Genomic DNA, 24,863 nt, shown 5'->3' with positions numbered 1-24,863 from the left:
TAAGACAAGAAAAAAGGAGATTCAGCTTATGAGTACAGAAGCATCAGCGGGCGGGCACGCACCGGTAACTCACTATTACCCGCCGCCGGGCCTCGATGCGGCGCTTGCAGCGATGCCGTTGGTTTCGGCGTCAAAGCTGCCAAAGAAGGTCGGCTACTTGACTAACTACAGCTTTCACATCTGGTATCAGATCGTGATCGAGATACTCCATCGCCGGGCAAGACAATACGGCTTCGAGGTCGAGCTCTTGGATGCGGAACTTTCGGCCGCGAATCAGGTTGCTCAAGCTCGCGAGCTGATCGAAAGAGTTGACGCACTGATCCTGACACCGGCGGCGACAAGCGGGCTTGAGGAAATTGTCGAACTCGGGCGGGAAAAGGGGAAGCCCGTGCTGATCGAAGCCAACCCGGTCGAGGGTATGTCCACAATGGTCGCCATCTGCGACTACGATGCAGGCTTTGCACTCGGCGAGTGGGTCGGGAGCAACGTCAGAAGAACTGACGGGGCACCGCTTCGCATCCTTGACGTTGGGCTGCCGTGGCTGAGACCCTGCCTGCTTCGAAGCGAAGGCTTTGTCGAAGGTGTACGCAGCAAGCAGCCCGACGCTGTTGTTGCTGCCTCAATAAATGGCGAGGCGACGCCGTCGATCGCTCAGAAGATCGCATGCGAAACACTGAATGAGGTTGGCGACGTCGATGTGATATTTGCAATGGACGACGAGACCGCGCAAGGTGCCTATAAAGGCTATCTTGATGCGGGATTTGAAGATTCCGCCGTTACTGTCGCGGGCTTCGGGCTGTCGGGTACGGCGGAGAAAGAATGGATGATGCGCCGGGAATCCCTTAAGGTCAGCCAAGCGATGTTCCCGGAGTATGTCGGTCTTCGATGTGCAGACGGCATCGTGGCATTGTTCGACGGACAAGCCGTGCCAGTTCGTGATGTGACGCCGACGATCTCGATGACGGCTGATAACCTCGAGAAATTCTATCCCAGGGTTGACGGCGTGTGGACGCCGGATTTTCACGCGATCGCCGCACTTGAAACGCAAAGCGATTGCACAAGGGTGTAGTGCATTAAAGTTAGGAGTATTGGAGGAACCGATGAACTCAACATATTTTTTGAAGATCCGAGGGACCATGATGACGCTTGCGGCCGTTGGCCTTTTTGCCATTGGGGCGTTCGCACAGTCAAATACGGGTACCATTACCGGTGTTATTACCGATCCGAACGGAGCAGTTGTTCCGAACGCAGCGGTAACTGTCACTAATCAGGGAACCGCTGAAAAACGCAATGTTCAGGCCGATTCCCAAGGAAGTTATCAAGTACCATCGCTGCCGACCGGCATTTACACGGTTGAAGCAGTGGCGGCCAGCTTCAAGTCAAGTGCTAAGAAGGATATCTCGCTCTCGGTCGGTGATCGTGCACGCATCGATATCACGCTTGGCCTGAGCGATGTCGATGCCGTTGTTACGGTATCTGACGAAACTCGCGTCGATACTGAGACATCGACACTCGGAGACACGATCAGCACGGCCCGGATCAACCAAAATCCGGTCAACGGCCGAGATTTCACGCAACTTCTCGCGACGATCCCCGGTTCAGTTCAAACAACGAACGTGTTTCAGACGACGATCAACGGTATTCCGTCGTCATTCGGCGGTGCAAGTGTACTCGTTGACGGCATTGATGCCAGCCGAGTTGACGTTAACGGCACATCGAACGTCCTCGGCCGTATTGAGTCTCGCGTTAATCGCGTTTCGATGGACAGTATTCAGGAAGTTCAGGTCGTTGAACAGAATTATTCTGCGGAATACGGCCAGGCCCTCGGTGCGGTCATAAACCCGATCACGAAGTCCGGTACGAACGATTTTCACGGCAGCGTTTTCGACTTCTTCCGTCATGAGGGAATGGATGCGCCAGATGCACTTGCCGGAAAGCAGCGTTTTCGCCTCAACCAGTTCGGCGGCAATGTAAGCGGCCCGATCAAGAAGGACAGGGCATTCTTCTTTGCGAATTACGAAGGCGTTCGTCAGACCCGAGGCCAGACATTCAGCGTGCTGACACCCACCGCCGCATATCGAGCTTCGATGAATGCGACGATCCGTCCTGTGGTTGAGGACCTTCCGCTTCCGCAGACGAATACATCGTCGGTTGCGGGATTTGGTTCGTATATGGGACAGCGGATCGGCAAGCTGCGCGAGGACACAGGCTCAGTAAAGATCGATTGGCTGCATAGCGATAAAGGGCAATTCTCGGTTCGGTACAACATAAATGACTCGGATACGGACGTTCCGTTCGGTGTCGGAACCTCTCAAATGGCGAACGGCAAACTTCGCGTTCAGTTGTTCAAGGTTGCTCACAACTATACTTTCAATGCGACGACGACCAACGAGTTCGGCTTCGGCATAAACCACAATTACACATACGCGGGCGCGGGCAGATCAACACTTCCGCGTTTTGATATGACGTTTGTCGATTATCGGATCGCGACGCCCGGACCGGCACAATTCGAGCAGGAAAGAACCGGCGCCGTGTATCAGTTCCTTGATACATTGACGATGATACGCGGCGATCACGCGCTCAAGTTCGGTGCCGATCTTCGGTTGAACCGCCGCGACGCGATGTCGGTTACCCAGGACACGCTTACCTTTTTCTCGGCAAGCGACTTTGCGAACAACGCTCCGTTCGTGATCGCCCGCAGCGGAAATCCGAAGCTGAGCTATGCTAACGAGAACTACTCATTCTTTGTCAATGACGATTGGAAGGCTCATCCCAGGCTTTCACTGAATCTCGGCCTTCGTTATGAAGTGAGCTCGGTCAGCCGTGAAAAGAACGGCCTGCTGCAGAATTTCGACCTTGCAACGATGACCGTTACGCCGGTCGGCTCAAAGCTGTACAACGCTGATAAGAATAATTTCGGCCCGCGCGTCGGCTTTGCGATCGACGTTTTTGGTACCCATAAAACGGTCATTCGCGGCGGCTACGGCATTTTCTATAATCGCGAATTGCCGGCCAGTTTCGGTTCACCGGCGATCAACTCATTCCCGTCGTATTCAGTCGATCTTTTTCAGGCATTGTTCTGCCCGACGCCGCCGGCTACGTTCCAGTATCCGGTCGATCCCGCTATCTTCCGCTGCGGCGTGCCGAACGTGATGGTGATCGAAAAGAATATGAAGACGGCCATGGCGCAGCAGTATTCGCTCAATGTCCAACAGGATGTTGGCTTCGGCGTGCTGACAGTGGGCTATGTCGGCAACCATACAACGCATATTTTGACCGATGGCGTCATAACGCCGCGCAACATCAACCGGAAAGATCCGGTCTCGGGCGTTCGTCCGCTGAGCGCCAATGTTGGCGACATCTTTGTTGTCGGAGGATATCCTCAGGCAAATTACAACGGCCTGCAGATCAACTTCAAGCGAAATGCCAGGGTGCTCCGTCTCAACGCGAATTACACTTGGTCGCACGCGATCGACGACGTTGTGGGCTTTTTTAAGGACTATCAGGACCCTAATAATATGCGTGCCGAACGCGCAAGCTCCGATCAGGACGTCCGCCACAACTTCTCACTCGATGCCGGTGTAGATCTGCAGTTTCGCAAGTGGTTCAAAGGCGGCAAGCGGTGGATAGCCGATGGTTGGTCGATCAATACGATCACACAGATCCGCAGCGGATTTCCTGTAACGGTAACGCGAACCGGCGGTATCTTCAGCGGGTTCTCATTCCGGCCGAATGCGGTTCCGGGGGCCGATCCATATTGTTCGCCGTATCAGGTTCCCGGCTGTCAATTCAATGCTGCGGCGTTCTCTGACCCCGGACCCGGCGTCTTCGGCAATGTGGGCAGGAATACGCTTCGCGGGCCGAATTTCGCACAGGTCGATGTATCTTTCGCAAAGGATACGCGGTTCAGCGATCGTCATTCGCTTCAGTTGCGGCTTGATGTATTCAACATCCTGAACCGTGCGAACTATGCCGATCCGTCCGGCGGAATTTCGTGCGGTGGTTCGGTCGGAGCTTGCGGCGGCTTTGGCGTCAGCACCTCGACCGTTGGTAATCAATTGGGCGGCCTGCTTGGTTTCGGCGGTCCGCGACAGATACAGCTTTCAGCCAGATTCAACTTTTAGCTGAAAGACATTGGTCCTCCTTTTGACTTGAGCGGCCGCGGCCGGCAGATAGGAATATGAGAACTGCAAGGGTGAATTTGATATTTGTTTTTGCCGTTGTAGTGTTCCTGTCGGTCGGCGCGGCCGCTCAATCGAAACTTCCCGCTAGTAAAATAAGAACGATCTATATCACCCCAACCTCGCATTACGACCTTGGCTTTGTCGAGCCGCCCGATCAGGTGAGAGAGCGTGCCGCTCGGCACATCGATCAGGTGATCCGCATCGCCGAGGCAAATCCGTATTTTCGCTGGACCATAGAGAGCGTCTGGCAGGTCGAGGAGTGGCTAAAACGACAGAGGAAGCCTAGTTCTGTTCTTCCGAAAGACAAGGAGAAGATCGCACGGCTTATGACGCTGATAAAGTCTGGGCAGATAGCGCTTTCGACCGCGTGGGGTTCAATGCACACGGACTTCATGGGAGCCGAAGAACTCAACCGCATTTGCTACGGCTATACGGCACTGCACAGTACCTACGGTATAAACTCCGAGCTTGCGTTGATGGATGATGTTCCCGGTCACCCGACTTCGATCCCGTCGGTTCTCGCGTCGAGCGGGACGAAATATCTCGTAACGGGAGCGAACCTCTTCCTGCAGGACGCAACATCACTCGCTCCGGGAAAAGTGCCGTTCTATTGGGAATCACCTGACGGCAACCGCGTGTTGACATGGATCAGCGCCGGCAAACGCGGCGGTTACATCGAGGCTCTGACCGATTTCTATCTTGATCCGTACACGCTTGACCCTTACACCGACCGACTGCCGTTCGATATGTTCAATCCCGAACTCGCCGGAAAGAAGAGCGATATCGAGGTGATGGAGATCGGCGTTACCGAGCTGCTGAACCGCTATAACAATGCGGGGTATGCGTACGATGCCGTGATGGTGATGTATGCTCACGATTTTTTGGAGCCTGATAACGAGCTGAACTTGCTTCGTGCCGCGCAGCTTTGGAACAAGACACATCCTGAAGTGCAGCTAAGGGTTACAACAGCGAACGACTTCTTCAAGTATATCGAAGGGAAGTATGCATCACAGATACCAACGTATCGCGGCGAGTGGTCGGGGCTGTGGTCTGAGGCGAAAACACGTTCGCCTCGAATAAGTGCTCTTGCCCGCTATGCCCATGACAATGTGCCCGCGGGCGAAACGCTCTGGAGCGCCCTTTCGATGACACGCCGCATCCCCGCACCTTCAGGTAATTTTTCGCGGCTGTACGACCTTATGTACGGCTACGATGAGCACAGCGGAGCAGGAAATAACGGTTGGCCGCAGTTGAACAGCATTAGTGCTCTCGAAGAACAGAATCGGCAGTACGTTCGCGATATGAAGGCAGCTTATTCGGAAACGGACAGACTGTTGAAACGCGGCGTTGAATTGATCGCCCAGCCGACACGCTTCGATCCGGTCAAGAAGCAGTCGAGCGACAGCAAGAATTTGGTCGTCTATAACCCGTCGTCGTGGGTGCGCGATGATGTAGTTCGGATAAACCCGCCGGAAAAAGGTACGCATATTGCCGAACTGCGCGACGAGCGTACCGGCAAGGTTGTCCCTTTCGATACTGAGACGAACGGTGAGGCGGTCTTTGTCGCGACGCAAATACCGGCACTCGGATATTCTGCGTTTGCCGTGCGCACGGCGGCAGGCGAGCCTGTTTCCACGCTAAAGCCGGTTCGAGGATCTGCGATATTCAATGAATTCTATACCGTATCCTCAACCGCAGATGGTCATATTGCGAGTGTGCGTGAGGCGAAGAGCGGCAGAGAACTCGTTAATACAAAAGGCGAAAGGCCGTTCAACGATCTGTTGCGGATAGAAGGCTCTGCAGCATCCGTAGTTCCGTATCCTGTTGCTCCTAAGATCACGATCGAGAAGGGAACTATCGTGTCGCGGATCACAGTTCGGCGTGATCGCAGTATTTTTCCGATCAGTGAGATCACTCTTTACAAAGGAATTGCCCGCGTTGACCTGCACAACGAACTCGACCCGGAATTTGAAGGATTTGTCGGCGGAGAGAAATTCTGGGGCGACAGTTATTACTTCGCATTTCCGTTTAATATCGGCAAGGACGGGTTGAAGATTAAACGTGAGGGCCAGAAGTGGTTCGATACACTGCCGGATGACTATCTTCCGGGAGCACGCCGAGATTCGGTATCAACACAGCATTCGATCGCACTGACGGACGGGTCGGCAAGCGCTGTTGTGGCTCATCGACAGGCGTTTCACTGGACGTATGCCGGATATGTTGCGGTAAAACCGAAGGCTAAGGGCCAGCCGGAAGATTTTCCGGCGATGTACACAGGTAGCTTTCCACTGCCCGAAGCGACGGTTTATTCGCGCGCGCTGCGCAATGCAAGCGAAGCTGATACCCACGACAGGGGCATAGTCTATATGGAGACAGTCGAACCGGGCATCGTCGGCAATTATGTTTACGATTATTCATTCTCGTCTGAAGGAGCTTTCGATCCGGTCGCGGCGTGGCGGCTTGGACATGATATAAATTTGCCGCTCCGTGCTGAATACACGCAGAGTGCGCCGCTAAGCCCTTCGGCGGGTTACTTCAGCATCGATCAGCCGAATGTTCAGATCGCGGATGTAAAGCCGCTTTTCGACAGTGTGATACGAGGCGAGGTCAGTGCTGCCCCGCTTGATCCGCCGATCACCAAGGTATTCATCATCCGCCTTCAAGAATTCGCCGGCCGCGGTGTAACGGCATCGCTCAAGTTGCCGGTAAAGCTGAGATCGGCCGATGTTGTAAATACGACAGAGGATAAGATCGTAGGAAAAGTTATTTCGGCCGACCCGCTGACCGTGAAGGTCGGGCCGTTTCAAACCGTAACGATACGTGTGGAGATCGAGTAATAATGTCAAAATTCGAACGTAGAGAGTTTCTGAAGACGATGGCAGCGGCCATTGCCGTGCCTGCGATCGCCGGTGCGGATATCGCAAGGGCTGAGGATGCTCCGGAGCCAATTGCCGAGGTTGTTCTGCCTGATATACCGACGTGCGAGTCGATGCGTTCGATCACCATGACCCACAAATTCGGCGACCTTTATGCGTGGCCCGGCCTTACAAATCAATGGGGCTGTGCGCAGTCGGCAATGTGTGTGACCGCGGTGCGCAGTATCGCGTTCCCGCCGTATGCACAAGGCGAAATGAACGTCGCTCCCGCAGGAGCTAACGGTGAACTCCTTACCGGCGTGCTATTTGTTGACGGTGAATATTTTGCCGCGACGAAGACGCCTATCGAGTTTGTCTGGCAGCCTGATCGTGTTGAACGCCGTTCGCTCTACAAAGGCTTGGAACTGAAGAGCGTAATGATCGTGCCGTTCGAGTCAATGGTGACGGCAGTCAAGCTCACTTTAACTAATCGGACAAAAGCGGTACGCAAGACAGAGATAAAATTTGCCGTGAACGGCGGTGTTAGTAAGAGCGTGACGCCTTGGAACGCCGCATATTCACCGGGCGAACAGGACAACACTCGGACCGTAGATCAAGGGCGCAGTGCGATCCTTTGCAGGTCCGTCCGCACCGAGGCGTTCGTGATGCAGGGAAGTTCGCCAAAGCCATCTTCGATGACCTCTTCGTGGCTCGTATATCAGTTCGATCTAAAGCCGGGCGAATCGCGCGACATAGTATTCGTCAATGCGCTTGGCGGCACACAGGGCGAGGCGGCAAAGCACTTCGACCGGGTTGTTAACAGCTTTGACACCGAAGCGGCCGCCGTGCGTAGAGAGTGGGACAGGCAACTGCTTGCTGCCTTCACACCGAATAATGATGTGTTCTCGGGCCATCTTCCGACGCTGGTCACTAAGGATAGTGATGTCAAGCGCATATACCATTCGGCTGTAATGAGTGCGTTATATTTTCGCCGCACGTCGCCGCACTCGGTGTACGGAACTGCCTACGGAACGCTGATGCCGCGTTATTGGGAAACGACGACCTTCCTTTGGGATATCTCGCTCAGCGCGATGCTCCTTTCGATGCTCGATCCGGCAACGCTCAGGAAGATGCTTGAGATGTGGATGACCATCGATATGCACAAGCATTTCGGTACTGAATTCCTCACCGGCGCCGGCGTTGGGCCGTGGTATTCGGTCAACGATTACGCAATGTCGCGCATGGCTAAAGAGTATTTGCGTTGGACGGGCGACAGCTCGTGGCTCAGCAAAACAGTGGGCGGAAAGACCGTTTACGAGCACTTGATGAACTATGCTGAGCATTGGCGCTCTCTTGATACGAACGGCCACGGCCTTGCAGACTACGGCGGTGTAAATAATCTTCTTGAGGCGGTTTCAAGCTATGTTCACGAGGTCGCAGGGCTTAATGCCGCTAATGTTCACAACCTCAAATTCGCTGCGGAGCTTGCGGAGCATAAGAACGACGCGGAAAAGGCCGTCGCTCTTCGGAAAGAGGCCGACGCACTGGCCGGCCGTGTATTGCAGCTCTATGTGCCCGGCCGCGGTATTTGGAAATGCCGTTTGCCTGACGGCAGTTATAACGAGGTCCACCATTGCTATGATTTCGGCACCACTCTGATGAATATCGGCGATAAGATGACCGCGACGCAGAAAAAGGAAATGGTAGAGTTCTTCCAACGTGAGCTTCAGACGCCGACGTGGATGCGTGCACTGTCAACACGCGACCTCGACGTAACATTCAGCATACGCCCCGATCATCAATGGACAGGAGCCTACTGCTCATGGCCGGCGCTCGCATTGAGCGGCCTCTATGCTGCGGGTGCCGTTGATGTTGCCCTCAAGTGGATCAAAGGGCTTGCAAAAACGAGCCGTCAAGGCCCGTATGCGCAAGCTCATTTTGTCGAAGACTTTTACACGCCCGAATCGAACGGCGGAGCCGCAAAGGCTCCGTCAGACCAGCCGTATATCAATGATTGGGCGTGCGTATCGGGCTGCAATTATCTCGAGCCGATCGTCGATCGGATCTTCGGTATCGAAGCCGGCCTGTTCGGCGGCATAAGTTCGCGGCCTGTATTCGGGACATTCGATCCGTCGGCAAAGCTCGTCAACATAAATTACCAAGGGAAGTCTTACACGGCTGATCGTGCCGGGATCAGGGAGGCGTGATCATGCGGTTCGCAAGGCTCATTTTGTTGGCGGCGATCCTCTCGGCACTATCGGTGTCATCGAGCGCTCAAGATACCGTCTCGGTCTTCGCGGCCGAAGGCGGAGCGCGTTATCGGGTAACGCCCGATATCGTCTATAACACTGCAAATAATACGCCGCTCAAACTCGATGTATGGTATCCGAGCAATATCAGCACGCCGACAAAGACGCTCGTTTATTATCACGGCGGAGGTTGGGTGTTCGGGGCCAAGGCATATTCGATCCTCTACTTTCTTCCTTTCCTCGAAAAAGGCTGGCGGGTGGTGGATGTCGAATACCGAATGGCATCAAATTCACTTGCTCCGGCCGCGGTCGAGGATACGCGATGTGCGTTGCGATGGGTGTTCCGCAACGCAAAGCAATACAATTTCGACACATCAAAGATCGTCCTGACCGGTCATTCTGCCGGCGGTCATCTCGCTCTGATCAGCGGAATGCTACCTGAAAAGACGCCTCTCGATAATGCGTGTTTTGCAGACGAGAAATATGGTGATACGCCGATCAAGATCGCCGCGATAGTGAACTGGTTCGGCATTTCAGATGTGGCGGATCTTACCCACGGCCCAGATCAGCGGAACTATGCAATGATGTGGATCGGCGCGCAGAAAAATGCCGACGAGATCGCAAAGGATGTTTCGCCGCTTACATACGTACGCGCCGGGCTTCCGCCGATCCTGACACTGCACGGCGATAAGGATGATGTCGTACCTTATACACAGGCGACGCGCCTCCGCGATGCTCTGAACCGAGCCGGCGTAAAGAACGATCTCCACACTATAAGCGGCGGCGGCCACGGACAGTTCACACGCGAGCAATATATACCGGCGTGGAATAAGGTATTTCAATTCCTAAAGGAGAACGGCATCGATTAGCAGCAAATGAAGATAACCGATATCAAAGCAACGACCGTCACCGTCCCGCTCGAAGCGCCGCTTCGCCATGCCGCAGGTGCTCACTGGGGCCGATTCGTGCGGACGATCGTCGAGGTCGAAACGGACGAGGGCATAACGGGCCTTGGCGAAATGGGAGGCGGCGGCGAATCAGCAGAAAGCGTCTTTCGGGCGATGAAGAGCTATCTCGTCGGCCATGACCCCGCACGACTTGAGGAAATGCGGTTTTTGATCGCAAATCCAACGGCGTCGCTCTATAACAACCGCACCCAAATACTTGCGGCCCTTGAATTTGCCTGCCTCGATATCATCGGCAAGAAGTGGGGAGTGCCGGTGTACGATATTTTGGGCGGCAAACTTCAGGATAAGGTGCCTTTTGCGTCGTATCTATTCTTCCGCTACCCCTCACCGAAAGACGGCAGCGGCGAAGTGCGAACGCCCGAACAGCTCGTCGCGCATGCAAAAGATCTAAAATCGAAACACGGCTTTTATGCACACAAATTGAAGGGCGGGGTCTTCGATCCTGTTTATGAGCTAAAATGCTACCGAGCTCTCGCCGAGGAGCTCGGAAGCGGGGCCTCGGAAGGCGACAGTTTTCGTTTCGATCCGAACGCTGCGTGGTCAACCGAACAGGCGATCTGGTTTGGCCAACAGATCGAAGATATCCGAAACGACTATCTCGAAGATCCTGTGTTCGGCCTCCACGGTATGCGCAGGACGCGGGAAAAGGTCCGCATGCCGCTTGCAACCAATACGGTGGTTGTCAATTTTGAGCAGCTTGCGGCGAATGTTCTGGATACCGCATGTGACGTGATCCTGCTCGACACGACGTTCTGGGGCGGAATAAGGCAGTGCGTTAAGGCCGCCGGTGTGTGCGAGACGTTCCAACTCGGCGTTGCGGTTCATTCATCGGGCGAACTCGGCATCCAACTTGCGACAATGCTGCATCTCGGTGCTGTGATCCCAAATCTGACCTATGCCGCTGACGCCCACTACCATCACTTGACCGATGATATTATCGAAGGCGGACGTATGCCATACATAGATGGGACGATCAAAGTGCCGGACGGCCCGGGACTCGGCGTATCACTAGATAGAGAGAAGCTTGCTGAATACAGTGAATTGTATAAGAGACTTGGCGGCTATCCGTACGATCAGGATCCGCTTCGTCCCGGCTGGAGTCCCGTCGTACCGAATAACCGGTGGGCAGACCCGACGGATGACCGCACACCTGAGATCGCTTACTAGGCAAATGATGATGAAACTTCTTCTTATTCGTTCGCTGGCCTTGGTGCTGTGCATAGGTACTACGGCATCGTCTTCCTACGCTCATTGTACGTTGAACGTCGGCAAGGGTGAGACGGCGAAAGAATGGGACGCTATTTTCACTCAAAAAGGGCCGGGTACCGGCTTGGAGCCAAAAGGTATTCCGGGCTGGACGGGTGCTGACAGCACTATTTCCATCGAACTGCCTAACGGTGATTCGGCGTTCTTCTTCTCTGACTCATTTATCGGCGAGTGGCCGCCGATGCCCGGGGACGGCCGCGTTCACACGAACACGAACGGATTGCGGCTTCGCACTCCGAACTGCCTGCCGCCGATCTGCGGGCCTGAACCTGAACATATTCATTATGTTTACAACAGCATCGTCGTGCGGTCGAAGGATGGCAAAACGCTTAGGACGCTTGTCGGCGAAAAGGATAAGTTCGGATACTCGACATCATACTTCAAGCCTAAAGATCCGAAGAACCTTTATTGGATGGGCGACGCTGTCATAATGAATGTTGACGGCAAGAAGAAGATCTGGATCTTCCTCAATGAGTGGAATGTCGCAAGGCCTTATGACAAAGCGTCGTGGATCGAGTTCAGAGGGCAGGCTATCGCCCAGCTTGATGCCGACACGCTCGCGATTGATAAGATCGTACCCCTGCGAAACTGGGTTGATGAAGGCGTTTGGGGCATATCATTGTGGCTCGATGACCATAAGGGAAGCAGTGATCTTTATATCTACGGGATGAGGAACGAAGGAAAGATCGTTTCGAAGAACTCGGCCGGAATGGATGTCGTCGATCGCTATAAAAAACTGTATATCGCAAAGGTTGACGCGTCACGCGGACTTGAAAGCATTTCGGACGAATCCACATGGCTTGCGTGGGACGGAAAAGGATGGTCAGCAGACCTTCGAAAGCGCGGATCGATCATCCCTGAGTCTGACAGCATCAGCGATGAACTTACGATCCGCCGGCTCAATATTGCCGGCAAGCCGACCTTCGTAATGGTAACATTTGATACATCAGTGGGTTACACGGAGTGGAAGGACCTTTATCTTTATTCCGCATGCGAGCCGCAAGGCCCGTTCCACAACAAGACCTTCTTTTATCGAACGCCGACCGCAGGGCAAACGCTGCTGCCGGGAATGACGGGGAAGCTACGGCTAAAAAGCGGCCTGAGCGTTTATAATCCGCATATGCATCCGCAATTCTCCCATGACGGCAAGCTTCTTGTGTCATATAACAGCAATCTTCCCTTTGGTTCGAAGCCCGGCGATTCGATCTATGCCGACTTCTATAAGCCGCGGTTCGTGTGGGTTCCGATCGAAGGTCTGGAGCGATAAGATATGAAGTTGGCCGCGTTAAAGTACAGTAATAAGAAGGGTTACGGTATTGGCCGAATTGAGGCTGATGGTTCGGTCCGTGACCTGACCGACCTTACGGGCAAAGAATCTCTTACAAGTTTCGACATCAATCAATGCTTTGATCTGGATGGTGAAATATGGCGGACACTCGGCGATCCGAGCGCGGGCAGAACGGTCGATCGGCAGCAAATTCCACTTGCCGCGCCGATCCCGCGGCCGGGAAAAGTGATCTGCATCGGCCTGAATTATCGCAACCACGCCATTGAAGCAAAAATGGCGATCCCGACATCGCCGATCATTTTTTCAAAGTTTTCGTCCTGTGTTATCGGCCCGGACGAGCCTATATTATTGCCGAGTTTGAGTGCGCAGGTCGATTATGAGGCTGAGTTAGCAGTTGTCATAGGGCGCCGGGCAAAGGCGATCAAGAAGGCGGACGCACGCAGCGTGATACTCGGATATTGTAATTTCAATGATGTTTCAGCGCGTGATCTGCAGTTTGCCGATGGCCAGTGGCAGAGAGGGAAGTCGTGTGATACATTCGCTCCGATGGGCGAGTACATAGTTACCGCAGATGAGGTCCCGGAACCGGAAGATCTGCGGATCCGTTTCCGGCTGAATGGTGAGACGCTCCAAGATTCGAGCACCTCTGAGCTGATCTTTGGCGTATCGGAGTTGATCGCATTCCTTTCGAACCACATCACGCTGGAGCCGGGAGATGTAATTGCGACCGGAACGCCTCCGGGTGTCGGCTTTGCTCGAGACCCGCAGATCTTTCTCGAGGACGGCGACGTTTGCGAGGTTGAGATCGAAGGCCTTGGTATATTAAGAAATCCGGTTATCGCATCTAATGTAAATGTTTGATCTTAAAGGGAAAACGATCCTTGTAACAGGAGCGGCCTCGGGCATTGGCGAGGCTGCGGCAAACGCGGTTGCGTCAGCAGGAGCCTTTGTTTATGTAGCCGACATCGTGCCTGATGAAGGCCGCCGGGTGGCGTCAGCGATCGTCGCTAATGGTTATCGTGCCGAATATATTCATCTCGATGTTGCCAATGAAGATTCGTGCGGCAGCGTAGCCGCATCTGTTCTATCGGAGAGAGGAAAGCTTGATGTCCTGGTCAATAACGCCGGCATCGGCCATGTCGGGACGTTATTGGAAACCACGTCTGAAGATCTCGATCGGCTATACGCGGTCAACGTGCGTGGTGTTTTTGCGTTAACGAAAGCTTTTCTGCCGTCAATGATCGCGGCCGGGACAGGAGTTGTCCTGAATTTGGCCTCGATCGGCGGTGTTGTTGCGATCCGCGAGCGGCTGGCATATTGCACGACCAAATTTGCCGTTGTCGGCTTCACAAAAGCCGTCGCACTCGACCACGCAAAGGATGGTATAAGGGCGAATGCGATCTGTCCCGGGCGGGTTGAGACACCTTTTGTAAAAAGCCGTCTGGCTGAATATCCTGACCCAAAGGCCGCCTACGTCGAGATGGCGGCTACTCAGGCACTGGGCCGAATGGCAACGCCTGATGAGATCGCCGCTGCGATCGTCTATTTGTCGAGTGACGAAGCGGCATTCGTTACCGGTACCGCATTCGAGATCGACGGCGGTTTTGCGGTCGGGAAGTAGCCGTGCCCGGCCACGTGTACGCTTTAATTACAACTATTTATCAGACCCGTTGCGTCTGATAATAAAGATTATGTAATAAATACTGTGGAGATTCTTGAGCCGTCCGTCATCCGATCAATTCCGGCCAGTCGTCCGGCGGTGTGTCCTTTTCATCACCTTCCGATGAGTTTTGCGCCTGTGAACTCGCCGACAGTTCAAGGACGTTCTTTTCCACATATATCGGACAATCAAGCCTTAACGCAAGTGCGATCGCATCTGAAGGACGAGCGTCAAATGCCACGAGTTCATTGTCCTTGTCGATCAGTTCTATTCTTGCATAGAATGTGTTATCGAGCAGGTCGGTAATTACAACGGATGTGACGGAAAGCTGGCACTGAAGAATGACATTTCGCAAGAGATCGTGTGTCATAGGCCGTTGCGGCGTTACCTTTTCGATCTCGAGTGCAATGGCATTGGCTTCGAATGCGCCGACCCATATCGGAAGCATGGCGTCAGTATCGACGCCTTTTAGCACGATTATCGGCGTGTTCGTGTTCGGATCCATGATCAAGGCGCCGATCTTTACTTCTATCTGGTCTTCATTCATTCGGTTAGATCATCTCTCCAAATAGTGAATTTGATTTGATCTGCGTTATCCGCACATCCGCGATCTCGCCGAGCAACGACTTGTCGCCGACAAAATTTACGATCTTGTGGCAGGTTGAATGGCCCGTAAGGCCATTGTCAGTTCGAGACGCAATACCTTCAACTAATACCTTAAGTGTTGACCCTAAGTATCTCTTTAATCTATCATTCCGCGTTTCACGCTGAGCCTTCTCAAGCTCCATGAATCGAACGGTCTTTTCCGCAGGCGACACGTCGTCCGGCATATCGAACGCGGGCGTTCCCGGACGCGGCGAGTATTTAAAGATATAAGCGCTGTCATAGCCGCAATATTTCACGAGGTTGACGGTGTCGCGAAAATCATCGTCTGTTTCGCCCGGAAAGCCGACAATTATGTCAGTTGTTATCGCGATATTGCGGTGCGACGCTTTGATCCTGTCGATCTGTTTAAGATAGCGGTCAATTGTGTGGCCGCGTTTCATCAGTTTAAGGATGCGGTTGCTGCCGGATTGAACCGGAAGGTGCACCCAGTTGCAGAGATTTTCGTTAGATTCGATGGCTTCAACGATATCTTCATTAAAATCGCGGGGAAATGAGGTCGTGAACTTTACACGTTCGATCCCTGTTGCCGCCACTGCTCGCAATAATCGAGAGAACGCCGACTTCCCTTCAAAATCTTCAAGTCCTTCCTCACTTATCGGCCTGTAACTGTTTACGTTTTGGCCGATTAGATGAACTTCCTTTGTGCCGTTCTTACGAAGCTCGTTGACCTGATCGACGATCCCGGAAGCGGAGAGGCTCCGTTCCCTGCCCCGTGAGAAAGGAACGATACAGTATGTGCAGAATTTATTACAGCCCTCTATGATCGGCAAAAATGCGACGTACGGCGAATGTCGATGCGTGTCGGCAACGGTCCAATCATAATCATCCTCGCGTTCGCCAAGGTCCAGCAATTCTCGCTCACCGTTCAAAGCTCGTTCCACAGCGGAGCCGATCCTGCCGACTGCACGGGTACCAAGAACGAAATCGACGCCTTGTATCTTATCGAACAAAGTGTCGCCTTCGAGTTGAGCCACGCATCCCATGACACCGACCACCGGTTTGGGGCCGCTGCCGTGGCGGATCCTTCCGACACGCGTGTAAAGTTTCTGTTCGGCCTTTTCGCGGACGCTGCACGTATTGAGTATCACAACATCGGCTTTTTCGGCTGTATCGGTCATCTCGTAACCTTGGCTCCCGAGTGTCGTCGCAACGCGCTCCGAATCGGAGACGTTCATTTGACAGCCGTATGTTTCGAGATAAACTTTCTTCATAGATGTCTGAAAAATCCCCAAAAACCAAGTCAGTCGAACGAGATTTTATCCACCTTCACCTGCACACCGATTATAGCCTTTTGCAAAGCACTGTCCAACTTAACCCATTGGCGAAGCGGTTGACAGAGTTGGAGATGCGGGCTTGTGCAATCACTGATCTTGGGAACATGTATGGTGCCGTGTCATTCTTCAACACGATGACGAAGGCCGGTATCAAGCCCATCATCGGATACGAGGCGCACATCACATTCGGCAGCCGATTGGATCATTCTGCGATGGTTGCGGCGGGCGAACGGGCGTACTTTAACATCGTGTTGCTGGCCGCGAACGCCCAAGGCCTAAAGAATCTGATAATTCTTGCCTCGAAAGCCTTTACCGAAGGTTTTTATCACCGGCCGAGGATCGATATGGAGCTTCTCGATGAGCTGTCCGGCGGCCTTATCGGCTTGTCAGGCGGGATTATCGGGCCCGTCGGACACTACCTGTCAGATGGTGCGTTTGCAAAGGCGCGATCGATCGCCGGTCGATTTTCGGAGATTTTCGGGCCTGAGCACTTCTATTTGGAACTGCAGGAGAGCGGCATCGCAAGTGGCCTAAATAAAGGAATAATTGAACTTGCCGCTGAGATGAGCCTTCCGCTCGTTGCTACGAATGATGTTTACTATTTAGATGTCGAGGATGCGCGTGCTCGAAGGAGCCTTATTGCGATCGCCGAGGGACAGACGCTGCCGCCGGCGTCCGAGCCGAGTGAAGACATTTGGCGGTACCTGCGTTCAGCCGGCGAGATGTGGAAGATCTTCGGCAAGGAGGTTCCGGAAAGCCTTACAAATACGCTCAAGATCGCTGACATGTGTGATGTTGCGATCGAGCAGGGGGCAGATGTTCGTCAATTGCCGAAGTTTCAGATCCCTATCGGTTCCGATGCAAAAAATGAAGACGAATACTTCAAAAAGGTTCTTCGCGACGGATTTCTCGAACGCCAGCGCGAAGATTGGGCTCCGCTGATCGAGGAAGGCCTCCTAAATCACACTATTGAGGATTATGAAGAACGCCTGCGCGTGGAGATCGAGATCATCCTCCGAATGGGTTTTGCGGGCTACTTCCTGATCGTGTGGGACTTCATTCGATATTCCCGCGAGCAGAATATTCCGGTTGGGCCGGGACGCGGTTCGGCGGCAGGCTCACTCGCGGCGTATTGCATGCGGATCACCGATGTCGATCCTTTGCAGTACGGTCTTCTTTTTGAGCGTTTTCTCAATCCCGAACGCGTTTCAATGCCCGACATTGACATTGATTTCTGCATACGCGGGCGTTCAAAGGTCATCGAATACGTTACCGAACTGTACGGACGTGATTCCGTTTGCCAGATAGTTACATTCGGTACGATGGCGTCAAAGGCTGCGATCAAGGACGTGGGGCGCGTACTCAAACTGCCATACGGTGAGGTCGAGCGAATTGCGAAGTTAATGCCGCCGCCGCGTCGCGGTCGAAATATCAGCATCAAACAGGCTATCAAAGAAGTTCCGGAGATCGGGGCTGCGATGGCGGAGAATCCCGCAATACAGGAGTTGGTCGATCTGGCTCAAAAGGTTGAGGGTTGCTCGCGTCATACGTCGGTACACGCGGCGGGCGTTCTCATCAGTCCGCGGCCGCTTCACGAGCTTGTCCCGATCGCGATGTCGGTAAAGGACGAATTAACGAGCCAATATCCGATGGGTGATCTTGAGAAGGTCGGCATGCTGAAGATGGATTTTCTCGGCCTTACGACACTTACGATCATTCAAGATTGCCTTGACTCGATGAAAGAATTGGCCGGCATTGAACTAGATTGGAAAACGATCTCTACATCCGATCCCGAGACAATGCAGCTGTTCGCAGAGGGAAGGACAGATGCGGTATTTCAGTTTGAATCGTCCGGAATGCAGGACATCTGCCGGAAGATGCGCCCGGAGAATATCGAGGATCTGACGGCCCTGAACGCGCTGTATCGCCCGGGACCGCTTGACGGCGGCATGATCCCTGATTTCGTGGCTCGCCGCCGCGGTCTCAAGAAGGTTGAATATATCGTTGATGAGGTGAAGGAGTTTTTGGAACCAACCTTCGGCGTTTTCGTCTATCAAGAGCAGATCATGAAGATCGCACAGCATCTTGGCGGTTACAGCCTTGGAGAAGCGGATCTGATGCGTCGAGCGATGGGCAAGAAGAATCTGAAGGAGATGGACGCCCATCGCGACCGGTTCGTAGCGGGAGCGGTTGCGAAAAAAATAGACAAAAAGACGGCCGGCGAGATATTTGACCTGATGGCAAACTTCGCCGATTACGGATTTAACCGCAGCCACAGCGTTGCCTATGCGATGCTTGCGTTCAGAACCGCGTATCTCAAGGCGCATTATCCGGCATATTTCTTCTCATCCGTACTTTCCCACGAAGCCGATGATACGGCGAAGGTGTATAAGTACTCGAATGAGCTGCGGTCGATGGGGCTTGAGCTGCTTTCGCCGGATATAAATGAGAGCGGCCTTGGCTTTACACCGCTGCCGAAGGCCGTCCGGTTCGGTCTTTCAGCCATAAAGGGAATTGGATTTTCGGGTTGTGACGCTATAATTCGAGCGCGCGGGACAGTTCCTTTCACTTCCCTTTTGGATCTGGTCGAGCGTGTTGACCCTGCAGCCCTGAATCGGCGAAGCCTTGAAAGCCTTATTGCAGCGGGCGCCTTTGATTCCTTAATGCCGAAGGGTGAAACAGCTCTATCGTGGCGATCGAGGCTTACCGCATCTGTCGATGATGCTGTCAGGCATGGCCAAAGGATGGCCGATGCCCGCCTTCGCGGCCAAAGCGGTTTGTTCGAAGCCGCGTCGGAAGAGATATCTGTTGAACTTGCCGATGCTCCGCCGTGGACCACAATGGAGCTTGCAAAGAATGAAAAGGCCGCGATCGGCTTCCATTTCACGGCTCATCCGCTTGACGAGTATCGGGGAAAGCTCGATGCCATGGGCATCAGAGATATTGCGGAGATGAGTAATATTACGCCGTCGGGATCGTCGGTCCGAATGGCAGGCCTGGTGACGGACTTGCAGGTCAGATACAGCAAGAAAGGCAATCGCTTCTGCACTTTTCGGATCGAAGACCGCACAGGCGGCGTTAAATGCATAGTTTGGGCCGAGGCATTCTCAAGATTTCAAACGATACTAAAGGAAGATCAGATGATCGTGGTCGAGGGTAAGAACGAACAGCCTGACGGAGCCGATATGAATATCATCGTAGCGGAGGCCGTGACGCTCAACGACCTCGTGGCGTCAACAGCCCGATCGATCGTAATCGCTGTGCCGCAGGGGCTTACGAAGGAGAGTGACTTCGATGATATCCTGCAAGTGTTGGATGATCATCCGGGAAATTGTGAAGTGTTTTTTGATGTTAAGATCGAAGCGATAGAGGTCAGACTAAAGGTTGAGGCACCGCGTGTGAGCGTCTCCGGCGATCTTATCAGACGGATAGAAGCTGACGGATGCAGCGTCAGTTGGAATTAAGTAACATAGAGCCATGAGCACAGCTGCTTTTGAACGAGTTCAAACGGCGAGGCATCCTGACAGGCCATATTCCATGGACCTTTTCGAGGATATCTTCACCGATTTTACAGAGATCCACGGCGACCGGCGATTTTCGGATGATCCCGCAATGGTGGTCGGTTTTGCAAAACTCGACGGCCGAGAGGTAGCGGTTGTCGGCCAACAGAAAGGCCGAGATATAAATGACCGACGCCATCGGAATTTTGCTATGTCAAAGCCGGAAGGCTATCGAAAAGCATTAAGGTTGATGCGAATGGCTGAAAAATTCGGACGCCCGATCATCACGTTCATCGACACGCCGGGAGCGTATCCGGGAATTGATGCGGAGGAGCGCGGCCAGGCAGAAGCGATAGCCTTCAACCTTCGCGAAATGGCATCGATAACGGTGCCGATCGTGATTGTCGTACTCGGCGAAGGCGGCTCGGGCGGTGCCTTGGCGATAGGTATCGGCGACCGCGTTCTGATGATGGAAAATGCTGTCTATAGCGTCATTACGCCGGAAGGATGTGCTGCGATCCTGTGGAAGGACGCGAGCCGGGCAGCCGATGCGGCAGAGGGGCTAAAGCTGACGGCGGACAGCCTGAAGAGGTTCGGGATCATCGATGAGATCATTCCCGAACCTGAACTTTGGACTATCGACGCAGAAGGTTCTTCGGAAGAAAACAGCAGCTACAGATCGATCGCAGGCCGCTTAAGGTCGAGACTGATCTCAGTTCTGGATGAACTGTCCAAAAAGGACGCAAAAACGCTCGTGCAGGAACGTTACGACAAATTCCGTGCAATGGGCGAATGGATCTGAGTACTCGTTCTATTGCTCACGCTCAGCCGAGTCAAAACGGTATGTCGTCTTCCGGCGAATCCGGTACTGCAACAGGTGCATTTGCCGACGAAGAACCTTTCGCTGAGGGCTCTGCTCCGGTATATTGCGGTTCGTGATCGTCCGAATACGAAGAGCTCCCCGCCGTGTCGTCACGGCCTGCGCTGATGAACTGCATATCTGTTGCTTGAACGTCGAGCGTATAGCGATTGTTATTATCGCGATCCGTCCACTCTTCGATACGCAAGCGGCCTTCGATATAGACAGGACGTCCTTTGGAGAGATACTTGTTGGCATTCTCAGCTTGGTTTCCCCAAAGCGTGACTTTGAACCATGTTGTAACATCCTGAAATTCGCCCGATTTATCACGGCGCTTCTCATTCGTGGCCATGGAAAAGCTGCAAACGGCCTTTCCCTGCGGCGTAAATCGAAGTTCAGGGTCGCGTCCGAGGTTTCCGACAAGGATAATTTTATTGAATGACATATTTTCCCGAAAACTTAAGTTAAAGATTGAACATCAATATAACACGTTACTGCCTCGTGATAAAATCAATTTTGCCGCTCACTTACATTACCTGATGCACCCTTTGTTTAGACTTACGACCGCGTTTGCGATCTTGTTCCTCCTGGCAGCAGCGACTGTGCCCGCTGCTGTCCGGTTTAGCGAAAAAGCTCCGGTCGATCTGCATCAATGCTGGCGGTCTCAGGACGATGAAGGCTTTATCTCGATCGCTTCGGCAGCGAAACGTGTATTTGGCGTAACAGCGTCTGCACGGGTGGTCGCACTCTCCGCTTTGACCGGCGACCGTCTTTGGTCGGTCGAACTTGGCGGAGTTCCCGCAGCAGAAATGGTCGCCGGTGTCGCGGGGCTCCTTGTGGTGTCAAGATCATCAACCGCCGCCGGTTCAGCCAAAACCAGCCTGCGGCTGCTTAGCTTTGAGACAGGTATCCCGAGCCGAAGCGCTGAGCTTCCCTTGGCGGAAAAGTATTTCCTGCAAGAATTGAACGGGTCTGTGATCATAGCCACCTCGGCCGGCCATGTCCTTTCTCTGGATGCCGTTACTCTAGAAACGAAGTGGGATCGAAAACCGGTCGGTGCGATCGACGGAGCAAATATTTCCGCAAACGGCATCGTACTTATCAGCGGCGAAGGACAGGTACTTGTTCTGTCGCCGCAGGCGGGCGAGGTAGTTTCGGTTTTTAAGACGATCGGAAAACCTGTCGCTGTGCTGGGCATCGGATCAGATAAGGTGATCTACTCGGACGAGCGAGGCAATATCGTGTCCGCTGCTTCCGGCCGAGGATTTAAGGCCGGTGCTCGTGCTGATACGCTTTGGATGATCAACGATCGAGTCCTTGTAACGTCATTTGATAATTTTATCTATTTGCTTACGCCGTCGGGAAGTGTCGAGTGGAAGAGGCGGCTTGGCGGGCGTCCTGCCGGAGTTGCGTTCACTGACGACAAACGCTTGCTCGCATTCGCGCTCGGTACGGCTTCGGCGGTCCTTCTCGACATACGCTCCGGAAAGATCGTCGGCGGCCTCATTTTACCCGAATCAGCGAACTTCGTCCGTCTTCCCGCGGCCCCCGGAAGTAATACCTTTCTGCTGAACGGTGACATCATCGGTTATTCGATCGGGCCATGCAAAATAAAAGGCGACACCCAAGAGTGAGTGTCGCCATAAAGGAGCAAAGACCCGGAAATATATCTTCAATGCCCGGCAGAATGCCTGTGCATTATCTCGTAGATCTCGTCTTTTAATTGAAGTTTTTTCTTCTTGAGGGTAGATTCCTCAAGCTGTTCGTCATCGCTGGGAAAGGTTAGGTGAGCCAATTCTGCTAAGCGTTTTTCATAATCCTGATGTTGCTGTACAAGATCTCTGAACATTGGGTCGGTCTTCAACAATTCATCTCGCACCGCATCAGGCGTTGACAAGTCCATAACGAACTATTCCTCACTTTTCAAAGTATTCGTATCAGCCCGTTGCCGAGCCCCCAAAGTTCGGTAACAGGCTTGATTTGATGTTATCCCAAACCAAATAACAATTCAAGCAGAATATGGTCGGGACAGCCCAAGCCGCATCAAAAGGGCATTTTCCGTGGGATCCGCATAGAAATTGGTTCGTTCACCGGAGATAGTAAAGCCGTTGTCTTGATAAAAACCGATCGCCGGATCATTCGACGCCCTAACCTCCAGCCAGACGTTGGAAACTCCGGCCTGACCGCAGGCGCTGAGAAACGCCTTCAGTAGTTTGGTACCTATTCCGGATCGCCGCGCAGCCGTCGCAACACCGATATTATAGATCTCAGCATCAATTCCAACCGTGTCCGCCGAAGCCGGAACGATCCTTCCTACAATGAACCCGACGATCTCGCCGCTCTCCGCTTCGGCTCGCAGCATTATGGCGTTTGGAAGCCTTAACTCCTCGATATAGCCTTCCGCTGACCACGAGCTAAGCCGCGCCTCCTCTTGGATCTCAAGTATCCGCGCGATATGCCGAGCTTCGATCGGCCGAATTCGTATCTGCTGCATAGCTATGGCTTTGATAAGAACAGCGGAGCGACATCGAGACTGATGGCCGCCGATCCGGCCGCAATGCCGATCGCCTCCGCGGGACTTGAGGTGATCGGCACCGGCTTTGCCGTCGAACTCTCAAATAGCAACTTTAAGTTGTCATCCGACTGCTCGTTCAAGTAAACGATACTGCCAATTCCGAGGTTTCTTGGCAGGGACATAAGATCTTTAGCTGCAACAACTTGTGGGGCTCCGATCGAGGTCATTGTCTCGGCCGTCCTTTCAAAGACCTGAAAACAATAGGCCTCGCGGCCAACGAACAGGACGACGGCCAGCTTTCCGTCTGTCGCTGCGGCTGCGGCCAGCGACTCGAGTAACGAAACTGGTTTGAGGTCGATAGCAAGGGCACGAGCAAGCCCTTTTGCGGTCGCGACCCCTATCCTTATGCCCGTAAAACTTCCCGGCCCCGCCGAGACGAATATCTTCGAAATATCGTGCTTGTTGACGTGATTTCCGCTCAGCAGATGATCTAGCTCGATCAGAATGTCCTCTGCCCTTGATCTGCTTTGCTGCCCGACGGATGTCGCCAGTATTTCTCCATTCTCTAATATTGCCAAGCTGCCGCCGGAGATCGCGGTCTCGATCGCAAGGGAAATTTCTGTTGTGCTCACAATATTTTTGTCTTATCTCGGGCGGAACGGAATATCTTGAAAAGTCCCGGCCCCATCCGCCTGAATATCAGTCCAATTTGATAGTGCAGCCGAATTCTTGCGTCAATGTTCCCTTCCATTTCAACGACGGACCGCAGAGGGTTTGGCGGGATACGCTTTCTTAATTGAGCGATGAACATTTTCGGATCATTCAAAAAATGACTTAGCGGCCTGATCTGAACCGTTCGCCACTCCTTTTCGACAGCACGAAATACCCACCCGGGAATATTCTTTGCATCATCGGCAAAAGGAAGTCCGTCGAGTTCAAGCCCCAGATACTTGTGGGCAAGCCCGAGCACGCAAATGATCCACCGCCGGCGTTTCGAACTTACCGAATTCAGGCAGATATTCCAATCGAAATCAACCGCCCGATTTTTTACAGCATAATAGATATCCCACAGCCGATCCTTATTCCAACCGCCATCTATCAGCCAATGTACACACAGTAAGCGCAGATGGTCCTCTTCGGTGAGGACCCGGATCGACGTGCCGCCGATCTCGACAAGACGGCTTCTGCCGAACAGAGTATCCCACGGCGTTGCGTCAAAAGATCGCAGCCCGCAATGCGGATCGATCGGCAGCCCTGAATGTGATGCTTCAGCAAACAGAGCTTTTGCAGCCGCAAAATCCGCTTCCGCAAACGCGAGATCAATATCCGTCGAATATCGAAACCTTCCTTCCGGAAACATCAGGGCCGCGGCAGGGCCTTTGATCAGGATGGGTTCAATGCCGTGACTGCGAAAAATGGTGAAGGCATCTGCCGCCCTACGGTCGGCGAGTGCATGTTGGAGTGCCAACCACCGTTCATGATCGGAAAGGTAATCTGCGCTGCGGTTGGCGTTAAGATCATTCACGACAAAAGAGTAGCAAAGACAACGGATCTTCACTACTCTTCGTTATATTATACC

The 24,863-nt window shown here is 53.3% G+C and carries 19 protein-coding genes; 12 read left to right on the top strand and 7 right to left on the bottom strand.

The genetic code is table 11. From position 1 onward, the window contains the following. Positions 1–28 precede the first annotated feature (28 nt). From HS105_08065 to HS105_08025, 9 genes are read left to right on the top strand one after another with little or no spacing between them, the layout of a single operon-like run. Positions 29–1,069 carry a sugar ABC transporter substrate-binding protein gene (locus tag HS105_08065; protein ID MBE7516543.1) on the top strand — a complete coding sequence of 347 codons (1,041 nt, stop codon included), beginning with the start codon at positions 29–31 and terminating at the stop codon, positions 1,067–1,069. 31 nt (positions 1,070–1,100) lie between these two features. Beyond that, the gene (locus HS105_08060; protein ID MBE7516542.1) at positions 1,101–4,124 is read left to right on the top strand and encodes a TonB-dependent receptor; all 3,024 of its coding nucleotides are present in this window, start codon (positions 1,101–1,103) and stop codon (positions 4,122–4,124) included. A gap of 56 nt (positions 4,125–4,180) precedes the next feature. Then, a complete protein-coding gene (locus tag HS105_08055) occupies positions 4,181–7,021 on the top strand; it encodes a hypothetical protein (GenBank protein MBE7516541.1) in 2,841 nt (946 codons plus the stop codon). Between the two features lie 2 nt (positions 7,022–7,023). Further along, the gene (locus HS105_08050; GenBank protein MBE7516540.1) at positions 7,024–9,246 is read left to right on the top strand and encodes a hypothetical protein; all 2,223 of its coding nucleotides are present in this window, start codon (positions 7,024–7,026) and stop codon (positions 9,244–9,246) included. Positions 9,247–9,248: 2 nt separating this feature from the next. After that, positions 9,249–10,157 (top strand): alpha/beta hydrolase, encoded by a 909-nt coding sequence (locus HS105_08045; GenBank protein ID MBE7516539.1) that lies wholly within the window; start codon positions 9,249–9,251, stop codon positions 10,155–10,157. Between the two features lie 6 nt (positions 10,158–10,163). Further along, complete coding sequence (locus tag HS105_08040) at positions 10,164–11,423, top strand: mandelate racemase (protein ID MBE7516538.1); 1,260 nt, start codon at positions 10,164–10,166, stop codon at positions 11,421–11,423. Between the two features lie 4 nt (positions 11,424–11,427). Then, positions 11,428–12,789, top strand: a complete 1,362-nt coding sequence (locus HS105_08035) for a hypothetical protein (GenBank protein MBE7516537.1) — start codon at positions 11,428–11,430, stop codon at positions 12,787–12,789. Between the two features lie 3 nt (positions 12,790–12,792). Then, entirely contained in the window at positions 12,793–13,671 is an 879-nt protein-coding gene (locus tag HS105_08030) for a fumarylacetoacetate hydrolase family protein (GenBank protein MBE7516536.1), read from the top strand. After that, the gene (locus tag HS105_08025; GenBank protein ID MBE7516535.1) at positions 13,664–14,431 is read left to right on the top strand and encodes a glucose 1-dehydrogenase; all 768 of its coding nucleotides are present in this window, start codon (positions 13,664–13,666) and stop codon (positions 14,429–14,431) included. The genes HS105_08030 and HS105_08025 overlap by 8 nt, the downstream gene beginning before the upstream one ends. A gap of 106 nt (positions 14,432–14,537) precedes the next feature. Here HS105_08025 and HS105_08020 read toward each other — a convergent pair whose 3' ends face one another. Then, positions 14,538–15,017: a bifunctional nuclease family protein gene (locus HS105_08020; protein ID MBE7516534.1), complete on the bottom strand. Its 480-nt coding sequence runs from the start codon at positions 15,015–15,017 to the stop codon at positions 14,538–14,540. A gap of 4 nt (positions 15,018–15,021) precedes the next feature. After that, positions 15,022–16,347: a tRNA (N6-isopentenyl adenosine(37)-C2)-methylthiotransferase MiaB gene (gene miaB, locus HS105_08015; GenBank protein ID MBE7516533.1), complete on the bottom strand. Its 1,326-nt coding sequence runs from the start codon at positions 16,345–16,347 to the stop codon at positions 15,022–15,024. Positions 16,348–16,349: 2 nt separating this feature from the next. Between miaB and dnaE the strand changes: the two genes are divergently transcribed. After that, positions 16,350–19,874, top strand: coding sequence for a DNA polymerase III subunit alpha (gene dnaE, locus HS105_08010; protein MBE7516532.1), 3,525 nt, complete (start codon positions 16,350–16,352; stop codon positions 19,872–19,874). A 13-nt stretch (positions 19,875–19,887) separates the two neighbouring features. Further along, on the top strand, positions 19,888–20,712 hold the full coding sequence (locus HS105_08005; protein MBE7516531.1) for an acetyl-CoA carboxylase carboxyltransferase subunit alpha: 825 nt from the start codon (positions 19,888–19,890) through the stop codon (positions 20,710–20,712). A gap of 31 nt (positions 20,713–20,743) precedes the next feature. On the opposite strand, the gene HS105_08000 is transcribed toward HS105_08005, so the two are convergent. Continuing rightward, positions 20,744–21,214: a single-stranded DNA-binding protein gene (locus HS105_08000; protein ID MBE7516530.1), complete on the bottom strand. Its 471-nt coding sequence runs from the start codon at positions 21,212–21,214 to the stop codon at positions 20,744–20,746. A 103-nt stretch (positions 21,215–21,317) separates the two neighbouring features. On the opposite strand from HS105_08000, the gene HS105_07995 reads away from it, so the two are divergent. Next, positions 21,318–22,403, top strand: coding sequence for a PQQ-binding-like beta-propeller repeat protein (locus HS105_07995; protein MBE7516529.1), 1,086 nt, complete (start codon positions 21,318–21,320; stop codon positions 22,401–22,403). A 38-nt stretch (positions 22,404–22,441) separates the two neighbouring features. Here the strand turns inward: HS105_07995 and HS105_07990 are convergent, their stop codons facing one another. From HS105_07990 to HS105_07975, 4 genes are all read right to left on the bottom strand, one after another. After that, positions 22,442–22,672, bottom strand: coding sequence for a DUF465 domain-containing protein (locus HS105_07990; GenBank protein MBE7516528.1), 231 nt, complete (start codon positions 22,670–22,672; stop codon positions 22,442–22,444). A 105-nt stretch (positions 22,673–22,777) separates the two neighbouring features. After that, a complete protein-coding gene (gene rimI, locus HS105_07985; protein MBE7516527.1) occupies positions 22,778–23,263 on the bottom strand; it encodes a ribosomal protein S18-alanine N-acetyltransferase in 486 nt (161 codons plus the stop codon). 2 nt (positions 23,264–23,265) lie between these two features. Continuing rightward, the gene (gene tsaB, locus HS105_07980) at positions 23,266–23,916 is read right to left on the bottom strand and encodes a tRNA (adenosine(37)-N6)-threonylcarbamoyltransferase complex dimerization subunit type 1 TsaB (protein MBE7516526.1); all 651 of its coding nucleotides are present in this window, start codon (positions 23,914–23,916) and stop codon (positions 23,266–23,268) included. Further along, a complete protein-coding gene (locus tag HS105_07975) occupies positions 23,913–24,842 on the bottom strand; it encodes a nucleotidyltransferase family protein (protein MBE7516525.1) in 930 nt (309 codons plus the stop codon). Before HS105_07975 ends, tsaB begins: the two co-directional genes overlap by 4 nt. Positions 24,843–24,863: the final 21 nt, after the last annotated feature.

The organism is Chloracidobacterium sp. (assembly GCA_015075585.1).
Classification (GTDB): domain Bacteria; phylum Acidobacteriota; class Blastocatellia; order Pyrinomonadales; family Pyrinomonadaceae; genus OLB17.
This window is presented reverse-complemented; position numbering and strand designations above follow the sequence as displayed.

Bases quoted from the DNA above. Each gene is read 5' to 3' on its own strand.
- rimI (MBE7516527.1), bottom strand. From the start codon at position 23,263: ATGCAGCAGATACGAATTCGGCCGATCGAAGCTCGGCATATCGCGCGG.
- HS105_08005 (MBE7516531.1), top strand. From the start codon at position 19,888: ATGAGCACAGCTGCTTTTGAACGAGTTCAAACGGCGAGGCATCCTGAC.
- dnaE (MBE7516532.1), top strand. From the start codon at position 16,350: ATGTCTGAAAAATCCCCAAAAACCAAGTCAGTCGAACGAGATTTTATC.
- miaB (MBE7516533.1), bottom strand. From the start codon at position 16,347: ATGAAGAAAGTTTATCTCGAAACATACGGCTGTCAAATGAACGTCTCC.
- HS105_08065 (MBE7516543.1), top strand. From the start codon at position 29: ATGAGTACAGAAGCATCAGCGGGCGGGCACGCACCGGTAACTCACTAT.
- HS105_08020 (MBE7516534.1), bottom strand. From the start codon at position 15,017: ATGAATGAAGACCAGATAGAAGTAAAGATCGGCGCCTTGATCATGGAT.
- HS105_08000 (MBE7516530.1), bottom strand. From the start codon at position 21,214: ATGTCATTCAATAAAATTATCCTTGTCGGAAACCTCGGACGCGACCCT.
- HS105_08030 (MBE7516536.1), top strand. From the start codon at position 12,793: ATGAAGTTGGCCGCGTTAAAGTACAGTAATAAGAAGGGTTACGGTATT.
- HS105_07990 (MBE7516528.1), bottom strand. From the start codon at position 22,672: ATGGACTTGTCAACGCCTGATGCGGTGCGAGATGAATTGTTGAAGACC.
- HS105_08025 (MBE7516535.1), top strand. From the start codon at position 13,664: ATGTTTGATCTTAAAGGGAAAACGATCCTTGTAACAGGAGCGGCCTCG.
- HS105_08060 (MBE7516542.1), top strand. From the start codon at position 1,101: ATGAACTCAACATATTTTTTGAAGATCCGAGGGACCATGATGACGCTT.
- HS105_08055 (MBE7516541.1), top strand. From the start codon at position 4,181: ATGAGAACTGCAAGGGTGAATTTGATATTTGTTTTTGCCGTTGTAGTG.
- HS105_08040 (MBE7516538.1), top strand. From the start codon at position 10,164: ATGAAGATAACCGATATCAAAGCAACGACCGTCACCGTCCCGCTCGAA.
- HS105_08045 (MBE7516539.1), top strand. From the start codon at position 9,249: ATGCGGTTCGCAAGGCTCATTTTGTTGGCGGCGATCCTCTCGGCACTA.
- HS105_08035 (MBE7516537.1), top strand. From the start codon at position 11,428: ATGATGATGAAACTTCTTCTTATTCGTTCGCTGGCCTTGGTGCTGTGC.
- HS105_08050 (MBE7516540.1), top strand. From the start codon at position 7,024: ATGTCAAAATTCGAACGTAGAGAGTTTCTGAAGACGATGGCAGCGGCC.